The following is a 21609-nucleotide window of genomic DNA, read 5'->3' on the forward strand; positions in this document are numbered from 1 at the left end:
AACCATGAGTAAACTTATGAAAAATAAAAATATTCTGTCGTCATTAAGCTTGGCGATTATTATCTCATTCACAGGTGTCGTCGCACCTAATGCTATTGCAGCATCAACACCTGCGGCAGAGCAAGCTGAACCAGAGAAAGGTCCACACCGTGGGCGCATGTTACGAGATGGTGATTTTGCCATTGAACTCTCTATTTTTGAAACTGGTGTGCCACCAGAGTTTCGTGTTTGGGCGACAAATGATGGACAACCTATAGACCCAAAGAATGTCGATTTAAACGTAAAATTAATTCGCCTAGGCGATGGCACTGATGATATTAACTTCAATGCTCAAGGTGACTTTCTTCGCGGTGATATGGTGATTTATGAGCCTCACTCTTTTGTTGTTGCCATTGAAGCAACTTATCAGGGTAAAAAGTACAATTGGCGATATGACAACTTCGAGGGTCGCACCACAATTGAACAGGCAGTTGCCGATGCAATGGAAATCAACACTGAAATCGCAGGCCCTGCGACAATTCATCAAACCATACCCGCTTATGGAAAATTAAGTTTACCTGTGGACGCTAAGCGAAACATTGCTGCGCGTTTCGATGGTGAAATCACCAAATTACACGTCAATTACGGTGAAATTGTTAAAAAAGGGCAAACGCTATTCACAGTAGAAAGTAATGAAAGTCTTAAGCCCTACGTTATTAAAGCGCCCATTAACGGTGTTATTACCCAGTTATTCGCAAACGCGGGTGAGCAAACTAATGGTAAAACCTTACTCACCATTACCAATTTTAATCGCCATATTGCCAAATTAGCGGTTTATCCTTCGGATTATTCCAAGGTTAAACTGGAAACGCCAGTTACGTTAAACATTGAAGGTCATGAGGACCCCCTTGTAGGTGAGGTGTCATTTATTGAACCTAGCGTGAGAGATGATCAGGCAAGAATAGTTTGGGTCGAATTAGAAGGTCGTAACCTCGCCGAAGGCGGCTTCGTAAAAGCTGACATTGAAGTTGCAACCATTGATGTGCCACTGGCTGTAAAGCGTGTTGGCTTACAAGGTTTTAGAGACTTTACTGTTGTTTACGCCAAAGTGGGTGAGCAGTATGAAGTTCGTATGCTTGAGTTGGGCCGCGCTGGAGGCGAATGGATTGAAGTATTAGGTGGCCTAAAAGCGGGAACCGAATACGTGACCAACAATAGCTACATCTTAAAAGCCGACATTGAAAAGTCTGGCGCATCACACGATCACTAGGAGCGTATAAATGTTGGAGTCAATTTTACGCTTTTCAATAAAGCGCAAATTCCTTGTCATGGTGATGGTGTTAGCTGTGTCAGGTTTGGGTATATGGAATTTTACCAAACTACCGATTGATGCAGTGCCCGATATCACCAATGTGCAGGTAATGATCAATACCGAAGCGGCTGGGTTTACGCCATTAGAAGTTGAGCAAAGGGTAACTTTTCCGTTAGAGACCGCGTTGTCGGGTTTACCGGGGTTAACCTATACCCGCTCAGTTTCTCGTTATGGCCTATCTCAAGTGGTTGCAATATTCAGTGATGATACTGATGTCTATTTTGCCCGTCAGCTTGTTAATGAGCGTTTATCAGCGGCACGCGCTGAGTTACCGCTGGGCTTAGAGCCTCAACTTGGGCCAATTGCGACAGGTCTTGGTGAAATATTCATGTTCACCGTTGATGCTGAGCCTGATGCTACGCATGATGATGGCACGCCTATTACACCAACGGATTTACGAACCGTACATGACTGGACAATAAGACCACAGTTAATGCGGGTGCCGGGTGTAGTAGAAGTGAACCCGATAGGCGGATTTGAGCGTGAAATTTTAGTCGCTTTCAAACCTGAAAAGTTACTTGCTTTTGGGCTGTCACAAGCCGATGTGGTTGATGCAATTTCGCAAAACAACCAAAACCAAGGTGCAGGCTTTATTGAGCAAAATGGCGCACAGTGGTTGTTAAGGCTGCCCGGTCAGGTTACTGATATGACTGCCATTGGTAATATTCCGCTTAAGTCGCTTGATGGTTCATCAATTTTTATAAAAGACGTAGCCGATATTGAAAACGGCAAAGGGCTAAGAACTGGTGCTGCTACACAAAATGGTCGTGAAGTGGTGATGAGTACGGTATTTATGCTTATTGGCGAAAACAGCCGCACCGTTGCCCATGCCGTGGGAGAAAAGCTCAAAGAAATTAACGCCACTTTACCAGAAGGGATTGTCGCAACCGCTGTTTATGATCGCACTAAATTAGTTGATAAAACCCTGCAAACGGTTCAGCTTAACCTGACCGAAGGGGCGGTTCTGGTTATCGTTGTACTTTTTGTCTTGTTAGGGAATTTCCGAGCCGCATTCTTAACTGCCTTAGTGATCCCTTTTGCCATGTTGATGACAGTGACAGGTATGGTACAAACTCGCGTGAGTGCAAACCTGATGAGTTTAGGCGCGTTAGATTTTGGCTTGTTAGTCGATGGTGCCATTATCATTGTAGAAAATTGTCTTCGCAGACTAAGTCAAGCAGGAAACAATCCTCTGCCGCTAAAAGAACGCATGGAACTCGTGTTCGAAGCAACAAAAGAAGTCATACGCCCAGCTCTATTTGGCGTGTTTATTATCACCGCTGTTTACTTACCAATTTTTGCCTTAGAAGGCGTTGAAGGCAAAATGTTCCACCCGATGGCGATCACCGTGGTTATCGCGTTACTTAGCGCTATGGTGTTATCGGTTACCTTTGTACCAGCTATGGTTGCCTTGTTATTTAAAAAGCCCGTGAAAGAAAAACATAGCCCAATAATTCGTGGTGCTGCTGTTCTTTACAAGCCCGCTTTGAGCTATGTATTAAAAGCCCGCTGGTTAGTTGTTGTAGTCGCAACAGTATTAGTTGGCTTTACAGGTTATCAGGCAACTAAGTTAGGCAGTGAATTTGCGCCTAATTTGGATGAAGGTGATATTGCCATGCACGCGCTGCGAATTCCGGGTACGTCATTGTCTCAAGCAATCGCGCTTCAGGAATCTTTAGAAGATAAAATTAAACAAATGCCAGAAGTTGAACGCGTCTTTGCCAAAATAGGCACTGCCGACGTTGCAACAGATGCCGTTCCGCCAAGTGTCGCAGATAACTTCATTATCCTGAAACCTCGCGAGTTGTGGCCTGATCCAGATAAGACAAAAACTCAAGTTGTAGAAGAGTTAGCCGCGCTAGTACAGCCAATTCCGGGGAACCGATATGAGTTTTTACAGCCAATACAAATGCGTTTTAACGAATTGTTAGCTGGGGTGAGAGCTGAACTTGCGATAAAAGTGTTTGGTGATGACTTTGGTACGTTGACTACGTTAGGCAGTGAGATAGAGGGTGCAATTTCTCAAGTTGAAGGTGCCGTAGATATACAAGTTGAGCAAACGACAGGGTTACCTATGCTTAATCTTGTGCCAAATCGTGAAAAACTGATGCAGTTTGGTATTAGTATTAGCCAAATACAGTCTCAAGTGGCAACAGCTATGGGTGGTACAGTTGCAGGTAAGTTTTATCAAGGCGATGTGCGCTCAGATATTGTAGTAAGGCTCACAGAGTCCAAACGTAATGATATCGATTCAATACCTTATTTACCGATAACTTTGGCTGATGGACATACAGTACCACTTAAAGAATTGGTTGATATTGAGCTGATATCGGGTGCTAACCAAATAAATCGTGAAAATGGTAAACGTAGAGTGGTAGTAACTGCCAATGTTCGTGGTAGGGACTTAGGTAGTTTTGTTGCAGACATACAAGCAGCTATTAATGAAAACGTTGAAGTACCTGCTGGTTATTGGGTGGAATATGGCGGCACTTACCAAAAGCTGCAATCCGCTTCAGAGCGTCTGAGTATCGTTGTGCCTGTCACTTTAATCATGATTGTTGGTTTGTTAATCCTCGCGCTTAACTCATTTAAAGATGCCATGATCATCTTTACGGGTGTTCCACTTGCTTTAACTGGTGGTATTGCTGCGCTGTTATTACGTGATATTCCATTCTCAATTTCGGCAGCAGTTGGCTTTATTGCCTTATCGGGCATCGCTATCCTTAATGGACTGGTTATGGTGTCGTTTATTAGAGAGCTGCGTAAAGGTGGCTTAGCACTTGATAATGCAATCTTTGATGGTGCGCTGACGCGTCTTCGCCCTGTGTTAACAACCGCACTGGTTGCTTCATTAGGTTTTATCCCTATGGCGTTAAACACAGGCATAGGATCGGAGGTTCAGCGACCTCTGGCAACAGTAGTCATTGGTGGCATTATTTCGTCAACGATTTTGACTCTGTTTGTCATTCCTGCCTTATACAGAATTTTACATAAAGAAAAGGAGTCTATTTTGACTGATGTTGAAGTATTGGAGTCTCAAGATGCCAAGTAACATGATTAAAGTACTGACCTATCTGACGATTGCGCTGTTAGCGCTTCTCAGTATCGAAGCTTTTGCTCACGGAGTCGATGATAAAACCAGAGCATTTTTAGAGCAAAATAATGGAGTACAGTTTATCCCGTTTTTATATATAGGCGCTAAGCATATGATAACGGGCTATGACCACTTGCTGTTTTTAGTCGGTGTTATCTTCTTTTTATATCGTAGCCGTGACGTACTGTTGTACGTCACCATGTTTACTATTGGGCATAGTACAACCCTGTTATTTGGTGTGTTAAGTGACATACAAGTCAACGCTTATTTAATTGATGCCATAATCGGTTTTTCCGTAATTTATAAGGGCTTCGATAATCTAGGAGGCTTTAAGCGTTGCTTTAATTGGCAGCCTAATACCCAGTGGGCGGTGCTGATTTTCGGTCTGTTTCATGGCTTTGGTTTAGCTACCAAATTACAAGAATTTAGCCTAGCTGATGAAGGTCTTATTACCAACCTGATTGCTTTTAACTTAGGTGTTGAACTTGGTCAATTTGCTGCGCTCGCACTTATTTTGATCATGATAAATGCATGGAGAAAACTGCCGTCATTTCAACGTTTTTCGACAGTCACGAATACTGCACTAATGAGTGCTGGTGTGATGTTGATGGGCTTACAACTTACTGGTTACTTTACTATTTAATCGATTTTTAACTTATAGAAATACAGAAATAAAAGAGAATTTTATGCAACATACAGTTAGTACCAAAACACTCGTTAAAGCGAGTATTTCAGCAGTCGTAGTCGCGGCTATTGCACTGGTTACTTTTATCTTACCAGCAGAGTACAACATCGATCCGACAGGTATTGGCAACAAGTTAGGTTTAACAGCACTTGCACAAGCGACTGAAGTGGAAACAACGTCATTAGAGACAACTAAAGGCACGGATGAGTTTCAAACAATAGAAGTGACAGTCCCTGCGGGACGCGGCATCGAATATAAATTTTATATGAAGCAGCATGAAAAAATGACTTATGAATGGTTAACGGATGGTGCTCCATTGTACTTCGATTTACATGGCGAGCCTGAAGGTGACACCACGGGATATTTTGAAAGCTATGCTATTGCTACAACTAATGAAATGAAAGGCAGCTATACCACGCCATTTGCTGGTTCTCATGGTTGGTATTGGAAAAACAAATCAGATAAACCTGTGTCAGTACAGCTACTGGTTAAAGGGCAATACGAAGTTATTGGCCTTAAACAATAACGAATTTAACTTTACGAATTTCATACCAAATGGAGACTAAAATGAACAAACTAATATCAATCGTTGCGCTTTGTGGTGCCTTGCTAACTAGTAATGTACAGGCACATGGAGATCATGGTGTCATCAGCGGTCAGAAAGCTGTTAGCATCGCTGCAACACATATTCAAAAGATGACGTTTAAAGACGCTGGCTTTGAAGTCGGTAAGTTAGATGAGTCATGGAAAAATATTGATAAGTCGCAACTTTCGATTGCTAGCGTTGAAGACAATTTCTATGTAGTTAGTGCATCTAATGCTAGCAACGAAGATAAGCTTTACTTCCAAATTGCAATAAACGGTCAAGTATTAGCGGTTAAAAATAAAAACGACTTTTAATCAATTAAAAGGCACCTTTTGATACATGCATGAGGTGCCTTTGTTTTGTATCAAGTACGCTTATGACACAGAGCCACTGGTCGGCTCTAACTCATTTTTGTCCAAAGGCGTGTTATAAATATAACTCGCCTTTGCCCCATTGCGTGTTTCAGGACAAACCTTACGCTGTAGCTAATAACTCAGTAAGCTATAACTTATCTAATCTCATTTTGAATGGAAATACGAGTTGTGAGCAAAAAACGGTTATCTGAAAAAGAACTGGTCGAGGGGACGATCCCCCATACTACGCATAGTGATGAACTAGCCGAGGTAAAATTGGATGAGTTGGGCCTTGAAATTTCTAAAAGTGATTACAAGGCCGTGTTGAAGCGAATTGAATCACTGTTTGATGCAGCCGAACCCGGAACTCCTGAAGGTGACGAGCTCGAAAGGCTCGTTGCATGGGTTGAAGAATATGAGGAAAAACACTTCCCCATTTAATAACTGCAACGCATTTTTGCAGCAGAACAAATAACAGTTGGCTTTGCTCCTGTGTCGCTATTTTAGCCAACAATTATTTGCCTCTGCTCTGAATGAGGAGTTACTAATGTCTGCTCATGGCACAAAACAGCCCTTCAGCTCTAACGCATTTTTGTCCACAATTTAGTTGCAAAGAATATGGTAAAGATCTCAGCGTGGGTTGATTTGGATTTGATATTTTAATTAATAGAATATTTATTTTTAGTTACGCTTAATCTTTAATCTGTAACTTTATGCAACCTTATACTTCAATCTTATGCAAAGTTATACTTCACTTGCGCCGCTGTGGCTCAATAAAACCGAGTTTGGCTATGTCAACTTATACTTCAAACAACATGGGTGTCGTTTGAAGTAAAAGATGACATAAATTGAAAGTATAAAGTGACATGGCTTTGTACCTAACTAAGTAGTACTTAACTAAATAGAACTTAACTAAGTACTAAATAACTCATTCACATGTACAGAAAAAATAAAACACCGCCCGTTAAATCCTCCAGTAGTTATAAACAAAAAATAAATCTAGCTGTTTAGTTGAATCTGCTTTCGATGAGTATAAAAATCCCCCCTAATTCACCTTATGTGGAGTGGTTTATTAACTCTTTGATGCGGCATAAATAAGAAACAAGCTATCTTGGGTGATCAAAACCACTATACCGCGATAATTGAAAACGGTACTTTTACGAAGCGTATCATAGAGCTAATGTTGATTAAGTTATCGGCTATGTGCAAAATGATAGACCTGATCCTACTTAATTAGCACTTCTAGGCTTATGACGAAGAAAGATAGCATTCCGAGCTATGTTACTCACCCAAGATATGGCGATCGCCCAGTTATATCATCAGATGAAGTGCCTGCATGCGCAATTGAAAGTGCACATTGGCGTTACTCAAGTCTTAATTACTTTGCTGAAACAGCGATTTTTGCAGACACTTCTAAGCAGAATTTTGCTATTTACCCCCGCAAGATTTATGTAGACATTGAAGAAATGTGTGACGTATGTTGCAGGCCTTTCATTTTCTTTGCGCAAGAGCAGAAGCACTGGTTTGAAGAGCTGGGGTTTTGGATCGACGCCCACTGCACAAGGTGTATTGAATGTAGAAAAAAAGATCAAGGCGTCCGATTTATGCATAAGCGATATCAAAAACTTATTACTTTAAAAGCAAGAACGCCACCCCAGAATAGGGAGCTCAAGCAAATAGCTATTGAGCTTTATAAACTGGGGTATATACGAGATAAAAACAAGCTGAATATTGATATAGAAAGCTAACAATGTAAATCACTTGCTCCTAATTGCAGCGTCACACAGCTCAGAGAGCCGCCGTTGATTACCTGTACTTTATGTATTTACTTATGCATTAATGAAAAGTACAAAACCCTCACAACCAAGCATTTAGTTAAAGCATTTGGAGTACTGTTTCCTGATGTACCAAACCTATTTACCTTGCCCGTTGCAGAAATTACAGCAAGCGAAGTTGAGCGCTACTCACTTTATAAACCTGAAAGCGCCCAAGATGAAGACCCATTTATAGCGGGTTTACTGACCGGATGTCTATTAGTCAGTTTTTGAAGAAGTGAGAAAAATTTACATATTAAAATTAAATTTGTAGGAAGTTACTGAATCTCAGATATTTTTTTACATGTTTGCTTTTAAACTGAATAAAAAAAATATATCCTGAACTGTATCTTAACTTCATGGAATTGAAATGAAAAAAATTTTTATATCCTACTCCTGGGATTCTCTGGAGCATAAAGAATGGGTTGCAAAACTAGCAGATGAGTTAGAAAAGTTTGAAGACTTTCACGTTTGTCTCGATCAATTTGATTTAGATAGCAAAATGGACAGACATTTATTTATGGAAAATGCTGTATATGAAAGTGATGTAGTAATCGTTATAAGCACTAAAGAATATGCTAGAAAAGCGAATGCTCGCACAGGTGGAGTAGGTGAAGAAACTTTCTTTAATACAGGTAAATTGTGGAGAGATTTTCCTTCAGAAAAAAGAGCTCATACGCTGAATATCTTACGTGAAAAAGAAGGAACACCTAGGTACCTTGAAAACTTCTTCCATATAGATTTCACTGATGATCTACAGTTTGAGGAAAAGTTATCTGATCTAATTCTCGAGATAAATGATAATACAAAAAGAGTTAGACCAGCGAAAACTAAAGGTCTATCAACAGCAAAAAAAAAAATTATAAGTTAACGAAAGCAGAGGATTTGATATCAATAGCTTTCTCAGCTAGAAAAACTTTAATATCTGAAAATCAAGGCACAGATTATAGCGGAAAGAACAGAATAAAATATGAGGTGTGGGAATCAAAAGCTATCGTGGATATAACCATAGTTATAATCCACCCAAATGCGAATATTGCCCAAACTCTTGAAAGAGCAGCTGATGAAATAAATTTTAAAAAAATAAATATTAGTCAACTATTAGTTTTGAGTGAAACGTCTAAAAGAGAGTCTCTAAAAAGTTACTTAATTAATAAAAATCGTGAACGTTACGGCAGTATGCAGTGCAAAGAGATTACGTTTTCTGAATTTATTTGGGATAGTTGTATTAATAATGACTTTCAATCAGATGAAGACCTACCCGTTGTAAACCATTACACAGATCAAGAGCTAAAAGATACAGAAGGAACTTACCCTTCAGCTTTAGTTGAATTATCAAAAGCATTATCTTCAAATAGTTACTTTAGTATTTTTCTTCTTGTGGGTGATGGTGGCAATGGTAAAAGCTCTTTGTGCTATTCACTTTACTCAGAACTTAAGCAACAGAATAATATCGTTCCTTTTTTGATTAGCTCAGAGGCTATTACAAGTTTTGTTGAAGAAACTAAATATACTCCCGATAGTATTACATCTATTTTCGACTTATATGAAATTCAAGCTAGGTGTGATGAACAAGCAAACATTCTTGATAGGAAGAGGTTTGAAATATCACTTTGTGCAGGAAGTATTGTAATAATAATAGATGGTTTAGATGAATTTCCGTCTATTTTTGGTGATAAATTTGACACAATAAAGCTACTTCAGTCAATAAACGAATCTCATGCTCAGCTAGGAAAGAGTAGAGTGTTAATAACATCTAGAGATACAAAACTGTTCACTGACGACTCATTCCATGATTTAGATATAAAACGATATGAGCTCCTGGGTTTTAAAGAGCGTGACTGTAAAAAATATATAAGAAAACGGTTTAGAGATGAAAGTAATTTAGATAAAACTATTGATACAATATTAGATGTATTTAAAGATAATGACTTCAAATCGAAAGATAGAGTAATACCATTCATTCTTTTGAGTATTTGCAATATATATGAAAAAAGTGATAACACAGATAAATTCAAAGAGTCAGTATCATCCAAGGCATTACCTTTTTTATGCTTGAATACTCTAACGGATAATATAATTTATGCTATTTTCAAAAGAGAAGAGCAACGTCAAAAAGTTCCAATACCTGCGCTAGAGATGCTCTACTTTTTCGCAGAGTTTTCTGCTAGATTTGGCCCAAGCTGGCCGATAGTCGAAGTTGAGTCTGAGCTTAAGTTGTATTATGACGAAAAAGCAGAATCTATATTAAAAGCCTTTCGCTTGAATGATTTAATAAAATTTAGTAATAATGTTCTGACATTAAAATATGATTTTACTTTGTCTTATTTTAAATCGCTCTATTATATGGATCTTTTCTATAACTTTAAGTATGTAAATGAATGTATAACTGCATTGGCAAGGATTAGAGTTAAGTCTAAAGAGGTATCCGATTTATTTAAGTTTATTAATAATTCTGAAAAGGAAGTACTTGACTGCATCCTACCAATTGTAAACGCATTAAAGGCTGAACCACAAAGCTCAGATAAAAAACTAAAACAAAAGATAATGGCATCTATTGAAAATATTTTCTCTATGACACTTTTAGATAAAGGGATTAAAGATAAAGAAAATGCAACTGAATTACTAAAGTCTTTCTTTTCAAATAAACAAAGAAATACTATTGATAATTGCTATATAAAAGGTGATATTCCTCCGTTGGATTTTTCAGGGCTGACTATAATAAATAGTAGATTCAGTAGTATGCAAAGGTTTCTTCAATCTAACTTTATAAATTCTAGCTTTATGTATACAGAGTTCAACCAGTGCAATAATCCACTCATAAATGACAAAAATATATTAGATGCTGAAATTGACAAAAATACTTGCGTATTGGGTGACTTAGTTGATGCGATTAACTCCAAAATAAAATTGAATGAAAATGATTATCTTCACCTAGAAAGTGAAGCAAAGAAGTTTTTATCTAGTTTTAGAAAAGGTCTAGGATTTAAAGATGTTAAAATAGATTATATAAAGTTTTCTACATCAGTTGATGGCTTGTCTAAGACTAATTTCGATAAATTACGAAGAGAAGGTTTTATCAGTATTAAATATGAAAAAGAGAATGAAAAATTTTATATAATTGATCCAAGTTTCAAAGATAGCGTTCAAAGCTTCATGACTAATAATCAACCTGATCATATGATCGATAGGTTTCTAGATTTTGTGGGGACTTAAATAGTTTAAATTTGAAAGCTATAGTTAAATAACAAATACTAATAGTTTTTAAAAAGCTCTAGCAGTGCTTTGACTGTACCCCGATTAACATGTGATAAACTGAAAACTAAAATATCCTTAGTACACTTATGTAGTCGATACTAAGAGAATCTTAGCATAATATAATTTATTGCTAAGGTTCTCATGGAAACTCCAACACCTTCACGCCTAAAATCTGCAAGAAAAGCAGCTTGTCTTACTCAGCAACAGTTAGGTATGGCATTAGGAATGAAGCCAAACACGGCAAGTGCTCGCATGAACCAATACGAAAAGGGCAAACACGCTTCTGATTTTTTAACCATGAAACGCATTGCTAAAGAGTTAGATGTGCCAGTTGCTTACTTTTATTGTGAAGAAGATATTCTCGCTGAACTTATTTTGGAGTTGGGTAAGTTAGATACCCTTCAACTAGAGCGAAAGTTACAAGAATTCAAGTAAGGAAAGTGATCTATGAACACACAGCAACAGAATGCGTTAGTTAATTTAAACGAGATGGATTTAAGTACAAGTGCTGACGATCCAAATTGCTGTAATGATTTAAAAGTCGCAGCTAAGGTATTTGAGACTGAATTTCCTAGTTTGAGCCAACAAGAGATTGAATATGTTATCCATCAGACCTTAGTGCAATGTAGGGGAAAGAGCACTTTTGAGCATGAGAATAGGGTCAAATATGCAGGTAAATTAAAAAGGCTGGTTAACACTGCGCTACAGCACTTCCAATCTGAATCTCCTCAATTTGCATTAATACCAATTCATTCAGCGTTTGGTGATTACAAGCCGGACTCAGAGTTAGTTAAAGTAATTAGCACGGACATATACCCAGAACTTATTGAAGACTATTTTGAGAAAAACCGAATTAACAAGTTTTTAGTTATTCCAAACTTTCATCGACTTGGGGTAGATAAGTTCGCTGATTGGCACAAGCTCTCATTAACATGTTTCAAAGGACTGATAAGAATATTTGCTATAAATATGAATCATTCTGGTTTCAAGCAGGTTATTTTTGAAAACTTGCATGAAGCAGGGTTGGGAACACGAAATAATAATTCATTTATTGTTACGTCAAGGGAAGTGTTACCGTGTTTCGATTTCAGCTGTAACTTGTCTGGAATTCCTTTTTTGGTAAATGAAATTGAGGATCATAACTTTTCACAAATTATCGAGTCGCTCACTTCACAACAGTTTTCTAAAGGAACTATCGGGTTACGTGCTGCCATAGCATTAATACACTTTAATGAAGCTGTAGAAAGCTCTAACAAGTTAACTAAGGTAATCAGTTTGTGTTCTGCAATAGAAACAATGTGTGGCGCTTTTATAAAGACGGAAGAATGTGAGACATGTAAATCTATTAAATTTAGTGAAAAGCTGTATGAATTTTTAGACAATATTGTTTTCAAGGGTTACGGAATCAAAATTTTAAATGATGAGGCCGCAAAGAAGACCTTTAAGGAAATATACAGTTTAAGATCTAAAATTGTACATGGCTCTATTGATAGCAACCAACTTTCTAATCTTGAAGATCAATTTAAACAAGCATTAAAGTTTGTTTCCAAAACTCTATTTGTGCTGTTAGCTAGGCTTTGTACAACAGGCTTTGAGAAAAAAGTTAAGAATAAACGATAAAAGTTTGACTGACAGTAAAAGCTAATCTTAACATAAACTAAGATTTTCTTAGTTTAGGTTGGCGATGCATTTTTTAGTTCAAACAAAACCTTATCCAGATGAGGCGCTTGAAAGCTATTTACCAAGGCTTGCGAGAGAGAATTCATACGATGGCTATAGTGAGCTTGCTGATATTTTATGGCAATAGCTTACAGAGCAAGATCATGAGCCTGAAGGTGGGTTGTTTAGCAAGGTCGATGTTTATCATGCTAGGTAAGCGAGCAGCTTTAGAATATGAGCACTTAAGTTAGCAGCTCAATTAGCAGATACAAACAATGCTAATGTTCTTATGCTTACATGGCGGCGCAATAACTTTAAATTTGGCAACCTAGCAGCAGCGAGCCGAAATGAACTGACAATTCCCCTTGAGCTACTTAGAACTTATAACATACTTGTATGCATTGAATGCTTGTTTGAATCGTCCCCTTTGTTTGCTTCAACCTCAGTCGTTTATAGCTTTTAAACGCACGTTATTTTTTTAAAACGGTCACTTAAGGTTATCGTTTTTATCCTCGATATTTAATTTTAATAACATACATAAGTTTATTTTAAGTTTAATAAATTACAGTTAAGTGCAAGCAAAGTAGTAAGCAAGAAAGTAGTAAGCAAGAAAGTAGTAAACAAAAAAGTTAAAAGTAACTCATTTTATGTTTTAGAACATGAAAACAAGGATGAGTATACGCTAGGCTAATTCTGCACATTTATTACGCATAAAAAGAGCACTTATCTGAATGCGTTTTTTACAAAAGAGGCATTATGAATTTTAAAAATACAACAACTCATTACAATACACTCTCTATTGCCTTGCACTGGCTAATGTTTATATTAATTGTCACTGTTTTTGGCAGTATTGAACTACGTGAGTTATTTGAAAAAGGCACAGAAACCCGTGATGCCTTTAAAATGTGGCATTTTATGTTGGGTTTATCGGTTTTAGTTTTAGTGTGTGTGAGGGTAATTGTGCGCTTGGCGAGTGGCTCGTTACCTGCTATTCAGCCTGAGCCTGCAAAGTGGCAAAGTACACTTGCTAAATGTGTACACGTTTTGCTGTATGTCTTTATGTTTACTATGCCGATAGCGGGTTGGTTAATCTTGAGTATGGCAGGTAAACCTGTGCCATTTTTTGGTGTAGAGCTCCCCCCATTGGCAAGTGAAAACAAAGAGCTTGGTAAAACCATAAAAGAAATACACGAAACAGCAGGTGAGGTTGGGTATTACTTAATAGGCTTACATGCTGCGGCTGCATTATTTCACCATTACGTTTTGGCAGATAACACTTTTAAACGTATGTTGTTTTCTAAAAAATAAACACATTACAAAAGCCAAAATGGTGGAGCTTTAAGGTCTGGTATCACAATTATCAAGGTCTGCTCATGCGTGTGAGCTTAATGTAACGACGCAATAAGTTGTTTAAGTCGGCCTGTTGGCTCGCTCTACATTGCCAACGTTTACAAATTATAGTTGGCCTTTTTAGTCACTTTATCGTTGATTTTATTGCGAAACCGCTGCGCTTTTAATTTATTTTTAGCACGGCTAAATCAGCGATGCATAACAGCCAAGCCATAACAGCTAAGCTATGGCAATCAAGCTTTAAAGAGCGAAACTTATTTTATCAACACCCTGTTTTTGAGCCTTAAAACAGCCCTCTTAATTAAGAGAGCTGTTATGTACCTAAGGTCGTTATTTTTCGAACACCTTAACCCCCCAAGCGGGCAAACTTAACGTTGTGTCGTTGGTAAAGTTAACCGTTTTCCCCGATAGCGCCTCTTTATATTCACCGATAAATAATGGTTCTTTAAAGTTCACTGTTTGCGGTTCTTTGGATAGGTTAAATACTGCAAAGACTTTATCATCGCCTTTTGCGCGTACAAAGCTAAGAACGTGTTTTGGATCCGTGTTTGGTACGTGTACCATACGCCCACCAAATTGGCCATTCCACAGCGCTTCGTTACGATGTTTGAGTGCAAATAGTGATTTATATAAATCACCGATTGGGTGGGGTTGCCACTTAATCGGATCGCGTTCAAAAAAGGCGAGTCGTCTATCGTTTCCTGCTTCTTGACCGTTATAAATCATTGGGAAACCTTCACCTACGACCGATAATGTAATGACCGCTTCAAGTGCGTCACCGTAGGTTTCAAACATAGTTCCTTCCCATGCATTCGAGTCGTGATTGGCAACCCCTACAAGCCTATAAGCCTCTACAGGGAATGCGCTTTCGTTCCAAGAATAGTAAACAAATAGAGCGCTGACATCGGCATGGCCATTAACTATTTTGTGCATGTGTTCTGACCACGACCATGCATAGGTCATATCAAAGGCTTCAGCGTGTAAATCACGAGACTCCCATTCTGCTAGCATTAATACAGGTTTTATTTCATCGAGTTCGCGACGTACATTATTCCAAAAATCAACGGGAACAAAACCGGCTACGTCACAACGATAGCCATCTACACCGACTTCTTTTACCCAGAACTTCATAGACTCTGTCATGTATTCACGCAGCGCAGGTTTTGAGTAATCGAAGTCGATTATGTCCGACCAATCCCACCAAGGTGTTGGTCTAAATTGTCCTTGGTAGTCACGCTCGTACCAATCAGGGTGCTCATAGCGCAGCCAGTTATCCCATGCACTGTGATTCGCCACCCAATCTAAAATAACGTACATGCCCATGTTATGCGCTTCATTTACAAAGGTTTTTAAGTCCTCAAGGGTGCCCAGTTCAGGGTTTACTTTTCTGTAGTCTTTGACTGAATATGGGCTGCCGAGAGTGCCTTTACGGTTTTCTTCGCCAATTGGGTGTACGGGCATTAACCAGATTATGTCGACACCTAACTCTTTTAAACGAGGTAACTGCTTTTTAGCTGCGTTAAAGGTGCCTTCGGGCGTAAATTGACGGGTGTTTAGTTGATACATTACCGCATTTTTTGACCAGTCGGGGTGAGTGATCTTTACATAGGGCTTTGGCTCGTAAACATGGGATGTTGACGTGGTTTGCGTACAGGCAGTGAGCACACACAGTGTGAGTATTAGTAAACTTTTTTGCAGAAATGAATTCATGTGATTCCTTAAACACAGTTGAATAACAGCATGTGATTAAAATATATACTTCAAATCGCGGTGCAACAATAAAGTGCATACGTATTCACTTTTAATTTACATAATCGATTAAGTGATATATTTGCTGTGTATTCGTAGTTATTTTTTGATGTTTTCTGGAATGGTTAAGTTTATTTAGGAGTGCTTTTATCAATAAACAATACGGGTAGTATCAATAAATAAAACGGCTAGCTAACATTAAGCACTGCTAGCCGTTATGTGATCTTGGGAAATTAAGCAGAGATGAAAAATGCAGATTTATTGGGATCCCAGTTGACGAGCTGTTTGATTTCAAGCTCTTTCATAATGGTTAATAATTCAAACTCGCTCAGGTAGCAATCTTGTTTGAGTTTTTCCAGTGAAATTTCTTTGTTACGGCTACGAAGTTTAGAGGCCAACATAATACGGTAAATTAATTTTGATTTACGGCTCATAACATTCTCCCTCCTTATTTTTTTATGCAATGACACTGCTTATTGAGAGTCTTTTACTGTTTTGGATTAAAGCATGGGTTGAATGACTATGGCTCATCATTTTTATCTCGTCAATTTATGTCTAAATGTTAATGCGTCAGTGGTAAAAAACGTTCAAAAACCTGTTTTATATTCGCAAAATAATGCATTGAAAAATAAGCTGTTATTTATCTAAAAACAGTAATAGGTAGGCTGCATATTTAATTGAATTAACTAATAATCTTAGTATCTCATTGTTTTAGTTTAATTTTTTACTAAAAGATTTGTTCAATGCGTTTTGTGTATTTAATGGCTCTGTGTTTAGTGAATGGCATACAGAGTATGCTAGTAAGCGTTTTAAAAGAGGCGGTTGCAACTATGTAATCGGGCGCTTTTTAAGGCTGATAAAACGCTTTTTGTAACCGAACAAAAAGGAGTTTTACCCCAACGTTAAAGCTCAGGTTTAGGTATTTATACATTACGGCGAGCACAAAGAGCGAAAGCCGATAAGTGCCGAAGTAAAGGGGCGGTACTATGGTGACAACGGCCCTTGCAATCAGTTTTCTGTGTACTGTATTTACTGAGTTATGAGTTAAGCATACTCTTTTTAGGAGGTGTGTATACCCACTGTCTCATCAGCACTTTTTGGTTACCCAATAACAGCAACCCGTGCGCGAATTTTTCTGTTATAGGCGTTATAAATGCGCATTCATCAGGGGGCGTTAAGCAATATAGCCTTTTCTCGTTTTCTATAACGTTGATTAATGGATAAAAAATAATGTGGCAAAAATTCAGCTAAACACTTTTAGTCCCTTTTATAGAATTTTATATTTTTAAAAAAATAAATATAAAGAATAAAATATCTTGATTTTAAAGTTTATTACGAATATTGTAGCCGCAATGTAACAATAAAGTTGTTACCGTTTGTTGTTCTAAAGAGCATTTATGTAGTTTGTAGTCACAAAATCTCTCACTTTATAAAAAACGATAGGGTTACAGTTTCATGAATAAAAAATTCTCTGCGTTAGCTATTTGTATTAAAAAAGCGCTCGTTCCATCACTTGTTTTAGGGGCTTCAGCATCGGTTTTCGCAGCCGATGAACAAGCTGATAAAAAGAAAGTCACCAAAGAAGACATTGAACAAATAGAAGTTCGTGGCTATGCGGCTTCCGTTGAAAAAAGTATCAATATGAAGCGCTTTTCAAATAGCGTAGTTGATGCGGTGTCTGCAGAAGACATCGGTAAGTTTCCAGATCAAACGGTCGCAGACGCACTTCAGCGTATTCCAGGTGTTCAGGTTGAAAAAGACTTGGGTGGCGAAAGCGACAGAGTAAGTATCCGTGGTACTGCACCTCATTTAAATATTACGTTGTTGAACGGGCAAAACGTGGCATCAGCGACAGCATCGGCCTCAATTACGCGCCCATCACGAGGTTTTAACTATTCGTTATTACCTGCAGAGCTTGTTGATACGCTTGAAGTATATAAATCGGCTGAAGCTGACATTGACGAAGGCTCAATTGGGGGAACCGTTGTTGTTAAAACACGTAAACCGTTGGACAGCGAGGCAAATTATGCCGCGTTATCAGTAAAGGCGTTCCATTTTGAAAATGCTGATGAAACAAAACCGTATTTATCGGGTTTATACTCGTGGAAAAATGAAGCACAAGACTTTGGCTTCAATGTGGGTTTTATTCACAAAGAAACAGCGACGCAACGTGACAGTAAAGAAGTACGTTTTGGCTACCGTAGTACTGATGCAAACCAAGACGGCAATGCTGAGTTTTATCCGGGTGCTGTGGGTTACAACCGTTATGCTAGTGACAGTGATTTAGACACCGCAACCGTGACGCTGCAATATGCTGCAAATGATAATCTGGATTTTGTATTTAACAATTTATATTCATCGTCGGAGCACAAGTCGTTTGGCACTTACTCCAGTGGTTTTATTTTACAAAACATCAGTAATGTAGAAAATCCTGTTATTGTTGATGGTACGTTAGTGGCGGGTGATTTACCGGCTCATAATAATTTAGGTTATTACGGTAATGCAGGTTACGAGGGCGAATTTAAGACTCAAGCGCATGATTTAAAAGTAACTTACAAAGCTGATAATTACACCGTAACGGGGCAATTAGGTTACAGCAAAGCGGATGGTGAGGTCAGCGATGTGTATTCAGAATATTATGCTAATACAGATGCCTCATTTACACTTGAAAATGGTACACCCGATGTCACTTTATCAGCGGACTTAAGTCCACAAGATTACCGCTTAGACTATAACCATAAAAACGATATTTTTAATGACTCAAAAGAAATTTATGGTCAATTAGACGTTGAATATTTACTTGATGGTGGTTTTTTTACCGCTATCAAAGCGGGTGTTAAGTACAGAGAGCACTCAAAAGCAGCTAGTTTAATGAAAGCTAATTACCCTAAAGTGTCAGCAGATGGTGAAACTTATCACTTGGGTATGTTTGCAAGCGACTCGGCCTCTGACTTTATGGGCGAGGGGGCAAATGCAATTTTATGGCAGTTTGATAACGCTAAGTACGCCGATTGGATTTCATCAACCACGCCGACTAGTGGCCCATACGAGCACTTAGATTACACCTTTGATTTAGAAGAGACCGTGACCGCTGGGTATGTAAAGGCTGTGTTCGATTACAATAAATGGCGCGGTAACATGGGTGTTCGAGCGGTGAAAACTGAGCTTGATTCGCGTTCAGTTGAGTACACAGGTCGCAGCTTTGCACCTGAAAATATTCAAGATGTCGAAAGCACAAATAGTTACGATGACTTTTTACCAAGTGTAAATATTAATTATGATTTAGCCGATGATGTTGTTGTGCGTTTTGCTGCAGCAAAAGTGATGTCTCGCCCTGATTATGACTTTTTATCTGCACGCAAAAGTGGTTACTGTGCAGCTGCCACAGGGTGTAAAGGCACCGAAGGGAATCCTTATTTAAAACCATATCGTGCGACTCAATATGACCTTTCGGCAGAGTGGTACTTTAATGAATCGTCAATTCTATCATTTGCTTACTTCTACAAAGATATCGACTCGTATATTACCAATGCGACTGTTGAAAAACAGTGGACATGGACAGACCCAGATACCGGTATTGAAGAAGTGCGTGATTTCTTAGTGACGCAGCCACAAAATGGTTTAGGTGGCGAAAATGCGGGCTTCGAAGTGAACTATACTCAAAAACTACCGTATGGTTTTGGTATTCAAACAAACTATACCTATTCTGATGCTGAGCTTGAGCAAACCGCTGAGCAAAAAGAAGCAGGTGAAGAAGCCGTATTACCAAATAACTCTGAAGATACGTTTAATGCCACGGTTTATTACGAAAACAGCGCATTCTCTGCACGTGTTTCATACACTTATCGCTCTGAGTACTTCTACACAAACTACTTAGGTTTAAACCAGTATAAAGATGGCTTTGGTCAATATGATTTGAACATGAGTTACAACGTGACAGAAAATCTTAATCTTATTTTCCAAGCGATTAACCTCACAAACGAAGAGCAAAAAGCGACGTCGGGTAACAGCACAGGTATGCCTGATAACAATCGTCCGTTGGCTATTCATGACTACGGTCGCCGTTTCTTACTGGGCGCACAAATGAAATTCTAATCAGATTGATTCGACGTTTACTCATTTAATTAAGGCACAGCATATTTATGCTGTGCCTTTTTAATAATAGGTTAGCTATGCATTTTAAAAATTTACTTATCTTGTTGATGTTTTCTGGTTTGATTGGATGTAGCTTTTTGCCCAGTTCTGAGCCGAGTAGTGCTGAAAAGCAGATGCTTGGCAAAATTCACCAACAGGTCGTCGCGCGAGAATTTCGCGCAGCGTGGGTTGCGACAGTGGCCAATATAAATTGGCCCCTGGAGCCGGGGTTACCTGTTGCAGAGCAAAAAGAACACGCAATTAGAATACTGGATACGCTGCAACAACATAATTTTAATACGGTGATTTTTCAGGTGAGGCCCCAAGCTGATGCCCTTTATCAAAGTAGTTATGAGCCGTGGTCTTACTATTTAACGAAAGAGCAGGGAAAAGCCCCAGAGCCTTATTATGATCCCTTACAATTTTGGATAGAAAACGCGCATAAACGTGGCTTAAAGCTTCACGCATGGATCAATCCATATCGAGCACATCATCATGTAGGCGGGCCATTATCGTCGCAGTCGGTCGTGAATACCCAGCCTGATAAGGTGGTTAAATTAAAAAATGGTACTTTTTGGTTTTTGCCGACAGATAAAGATGTGGTCACTCATACATTAAATACATTAACAGAGCTGGTAACGCGCTATGATTTAGATGGCATTCATTATGATGATTACTTTTACCCGTATCCATCGTATAACGAAGGAGACGATTTTCCAGATGCTGAGCAATATCAGGCATATATTCAAGCAGGTGGGACGCTTAGTGTGTCAGACTGGCGACGCAATGCGGTGAACACATTTGTGCAGCGTCTTTACAGTACGGTGAAAGAAATTAAACCACATGTGTTAGTCGGGATCAGCCCATTCGGTGTATACAGACCAACACAACCTAGTACCATTCGTGGCATGGATCAGTACGAAACGCTTTTTGCAGATGCCAAGTTATGGCTAAACGAAGGGTGGTTAGATTACTTTTCACCTCAGCTTTATTGGCCAATAAACCAATACGCACAAAGCTACCCGCTCTTATTAAGCTGGTGGCAGTCACAAAACACGCAAGGTCGTCATTTATGGCCGGGTATTAATGCGCTGCGATCATTCGACGAAGCAGGTGTTGATGAAGTGGTTAATCAAATAATGATCAACCGTGGATTTTTGACTGCATCGCCAGGGACCGTTTTTTGGAATGTTGCCGCACTAGATGGGAGCCAATTAATGCGTGACGTCATTGCAGATGGCGTATTTCAGCATCAAGCTTTAATTCCTGAAACGCCTTGGATAGACATGCCCGCTCTATCACCGTTTAAACTTGAGTATCAACAACAGGCTGAATCTATAGTGTTACGCTGGCAACATACAACCCCCGAACACGTCGCGCACAGCTTAGTGTACACGCAATATGGTGATGATTGGCACTATCAAATTTACACGCCTGATGTTAATTGGCTTAAGGTCAATAAAACAAAAGAGGGGCAGTCGCTCAATGCTGTAAAAGTGATTGCGGTCGATAGGCTAGGAAATCAAAGCCCTGCCACAGAAATCGCCTTCAAGTAGAGTCTGTACGCTGTATCCCT

General features: G+C 38.9%; 18 protein-coding genes. 16 read left to right on the top strand and 2 right to left on the bottom strand.

Going from position 1 to position 21609, the window contains the following annotated elements; genetic code table 11:
- Window positions 1–16 precede the first annotated feature (16 nt).
- The 14 genes from GZH31_RS05610 to GZH31_RS05675 all read left to right on the top strand — a co-directional run bounded on the left by GZH31_RS05610 (window position 17) and on the right by GZH31_RS05675 (window position 14108).
- Window positions 17–1249: an efflux RND transporter periplasmic adaptor subunit gene (locus GZH31_RS05610; protein WP_062566980.1), complete on the top strand. Its 1233-nt coding sequence runs from the start codon at window positions 17–19 to the stop codon at window positions 1247–1249.
- Between the two features lie 10 nt (window positions 1250–1259).
- Entirely contained in the window at window positions 1260–4403 is a 3144-nt protein-coding gene (locus tag GZH31_RS05615) for an efflux RND transporter permease subunit (RefSeq protein ID WP_062566915.1), read from the top strand.
- Window positions 4393–5088: a HupE/UreJ family protein gene (locus tag GZH31_RS05620; protein ID WP_062566916.1), complete on the top strand. Its 696-nt coding sequence runs from the start codon at window positions 4393–4395 to the stop codon at window positions 5086–5088. Before GZH31_RS05615 ends, GZH31_RS05620 begins: the two co-directional genes overlap by 11 nt.
- A gap of 43 nt (window positions 5089–5131) precedes the next feature.
- Entirely contained in the window at window positions 5132–5656 is a 525-nt protein-coding gene (locus tag GZH31_RS05625) for a hypothetical protein (protein WP_062566917.1), read from the top strand.
- A 41-nt stretch (window positions 5657–5697) separates the two neighbouring features.
- Entirely contained in the window at window positions 5698–6030 is a 333-nt protein-coding gene (locus tag GZH31_RS05630; protein WP_062566918.1) for a DUF6488 family protein, read from the top strand.
- A gap of 228 nt (window positions 6031–6258) precedes the next feature.
- The gene (locus GZH31_RS05635) at window positions 6259–6510 is read left to right on the top strand and encodes a hypothetical protein (protein WP_062566981.1); all 252 of its coding nucleotides are present in this window, start codon (window positions 6259–6261) and stop codon (window positions 6508–6510) included.
- Window positions 6511–7319: 809 nt separating this feature from the next.
- Complete coding sequence (locus GZH31_RS05640) at window positions 7320–7817, top strand: zinc-ribbon domain containing protein (RefSeq protein WP_074988615.1); 498 nt, start codon at window positions 7320–7322, stop codon at window positions 7815–7817.
- Between the two features lie 54 nt (window positions 7818–7871).
- Window positions 7872–8117: a hypothetical protein gene (locus GZH31_RS05645; RefSeq protein ID WP_257473679.1), complete on the top strand. Its 246-nt coding sequence runs from the start codon at window positions 7872–7874 to the stop codon at window positions 8115–8117.
- 136 nt (window positions 8118–8253) lie between these two features.
- Complete coding sequence (locus tag GZH31_RS05650; protein WP_074988614.1) at window positions 8254–8754, top strand: SEFIR domain-containing protein; 501 nt, start codon at window positions 8254–8256, stop codon at window positions 8752–8754.
- 14 nt (window positions 8755–8768) lie between these two features.
- Window positions 8769–11099: an NACHT domain-containing NTPase gene (locus tag GZH31_RS05655; protein WP_074988613.1), complete on the top strand. Its 2331-nt coding sequence runs from the start codon at window positions 8769–8771 to the stop codon at window positions 11097–11099.
- A gap of 183 nt (window positions 11100–11282) precedes the next feature.
- Window positions 11283–11576 carry a helix-turn-helix domain-containing protein gene (locus tag GZH31_RS05660; RefSeq protein WP_180311461.1) on the top strand — a complete coding sequence of 98 codons (294 nt, stop codon included), beginning with the start codon at window positions 11283–11285 and terminating at the stop codon, window positions 11574–11576.
- A 12-nt stretch (window positions 11577–11588) separates the two neighbouring features.
- Window positions 11589–12761 carry a HEPN domain-containing protein gene (locus GZH31_RS05665; RefSeq protein WP_180311462.1) on the top strand — a complete coding sequence of 391 codons (1173 nt, stop codon included), beginning with the start codon at window positions 11589–11591 and terminating at the stop codon, window positions 12759–12761.
- Window positions 12762–12825: 64 nt separating this feature from the next.
- Window positions 12826–12948 carry a TniQ family protein gene (locus GZH31_RS19985; protein WP_257473680.1) on the top strand — a complete coding sequence of 41 codons (123 nt, stop codon included), beginning with the start codon at window positions 12826–12828 and terminating at the stop codon, window positions 12946–12948.
- A gap of 608 nt (window positions 12949–13556) precedes the next feature.
- Complete coding sequence (locus GZH31_RS05675; RefSeq protein ID WP_036969682.1) at window positions 13557–14108, top strand: cytochrome b; 552 nt, start codon at window positions 13557–13559, stop codon at window positions 14106–14108.
- 372 nt (window positions 14109–14480) lie between these two features.
- Here the strand turns inward: GZH31_RS05675 and GZH31_RS05680 are convergent, their stop codons facing one another.
- Both GZH31_RS05680 and GZH31_RS05685 read right to left on the bottom strand, forming a co-directional pair.
- Window positions 14481–15860 carry an alpha-amylase family glycosyl hydrolase gene (locus GZH31_RS05680; RefSeq protein WP_180311463.1) on the bottom strand — a complete coding sequence of 460 codons (1380 nt, stop codon included), beginning with the start codon at window positions 15858–15860 and terminating at the stop codon, window positions 14481–14483.
- 272 nt (window positions 15861–16132) lie between these two features.
- Window positions 16133–16333: a hypothetical protein gene (locus GZH31_RS05685; RefSeq protein WP_074988609.1), complete on the bottom strand. Its 201-nt coding sequence runs from the start codon at window positions 16331–16333 to the stop codon at window positions 16133–16135.
- A 1021-nt stretch (window positions 16334–17354) separates the two neighbouring features.
- On the opposite strand from GZH31_RS05685, the gene GZH31_RS05690 reads away from it, so the two are divergent.
- A complete protein-coding gene (locus GZH31_RS05690; protein WP_036969673.1) occupies window positions 17355–19994 on the top strand; it encodes a TonB-dependent receptor in 2640 nt (879 codons plus the stop codon).
- Between the two features lie 77 nt (window positions 19995–20071).
- Complete coding sequence (locus GZH31_RS05695) at window positions 20072–21589, top strand: glycoside hydrolase family 10 protein (protein WP_180311464.1); 1518 nt, start codon at window positions 20072–20074, stop codon at window positions 21587–21589.
- Window positions 21590–21609: the final 20 nt, after the last annotated feature.

This window comes from Pseudoalteromonas sp. JSTW (genome assembly GCF_013423925.1).
GTDB lineage: Bacteria > Pseudomonadota > Gammaproteobacteria > Enterobacterales > Alteromonadaceae > Pseudoalteromonas > Pseudoalteromonas lipolytica.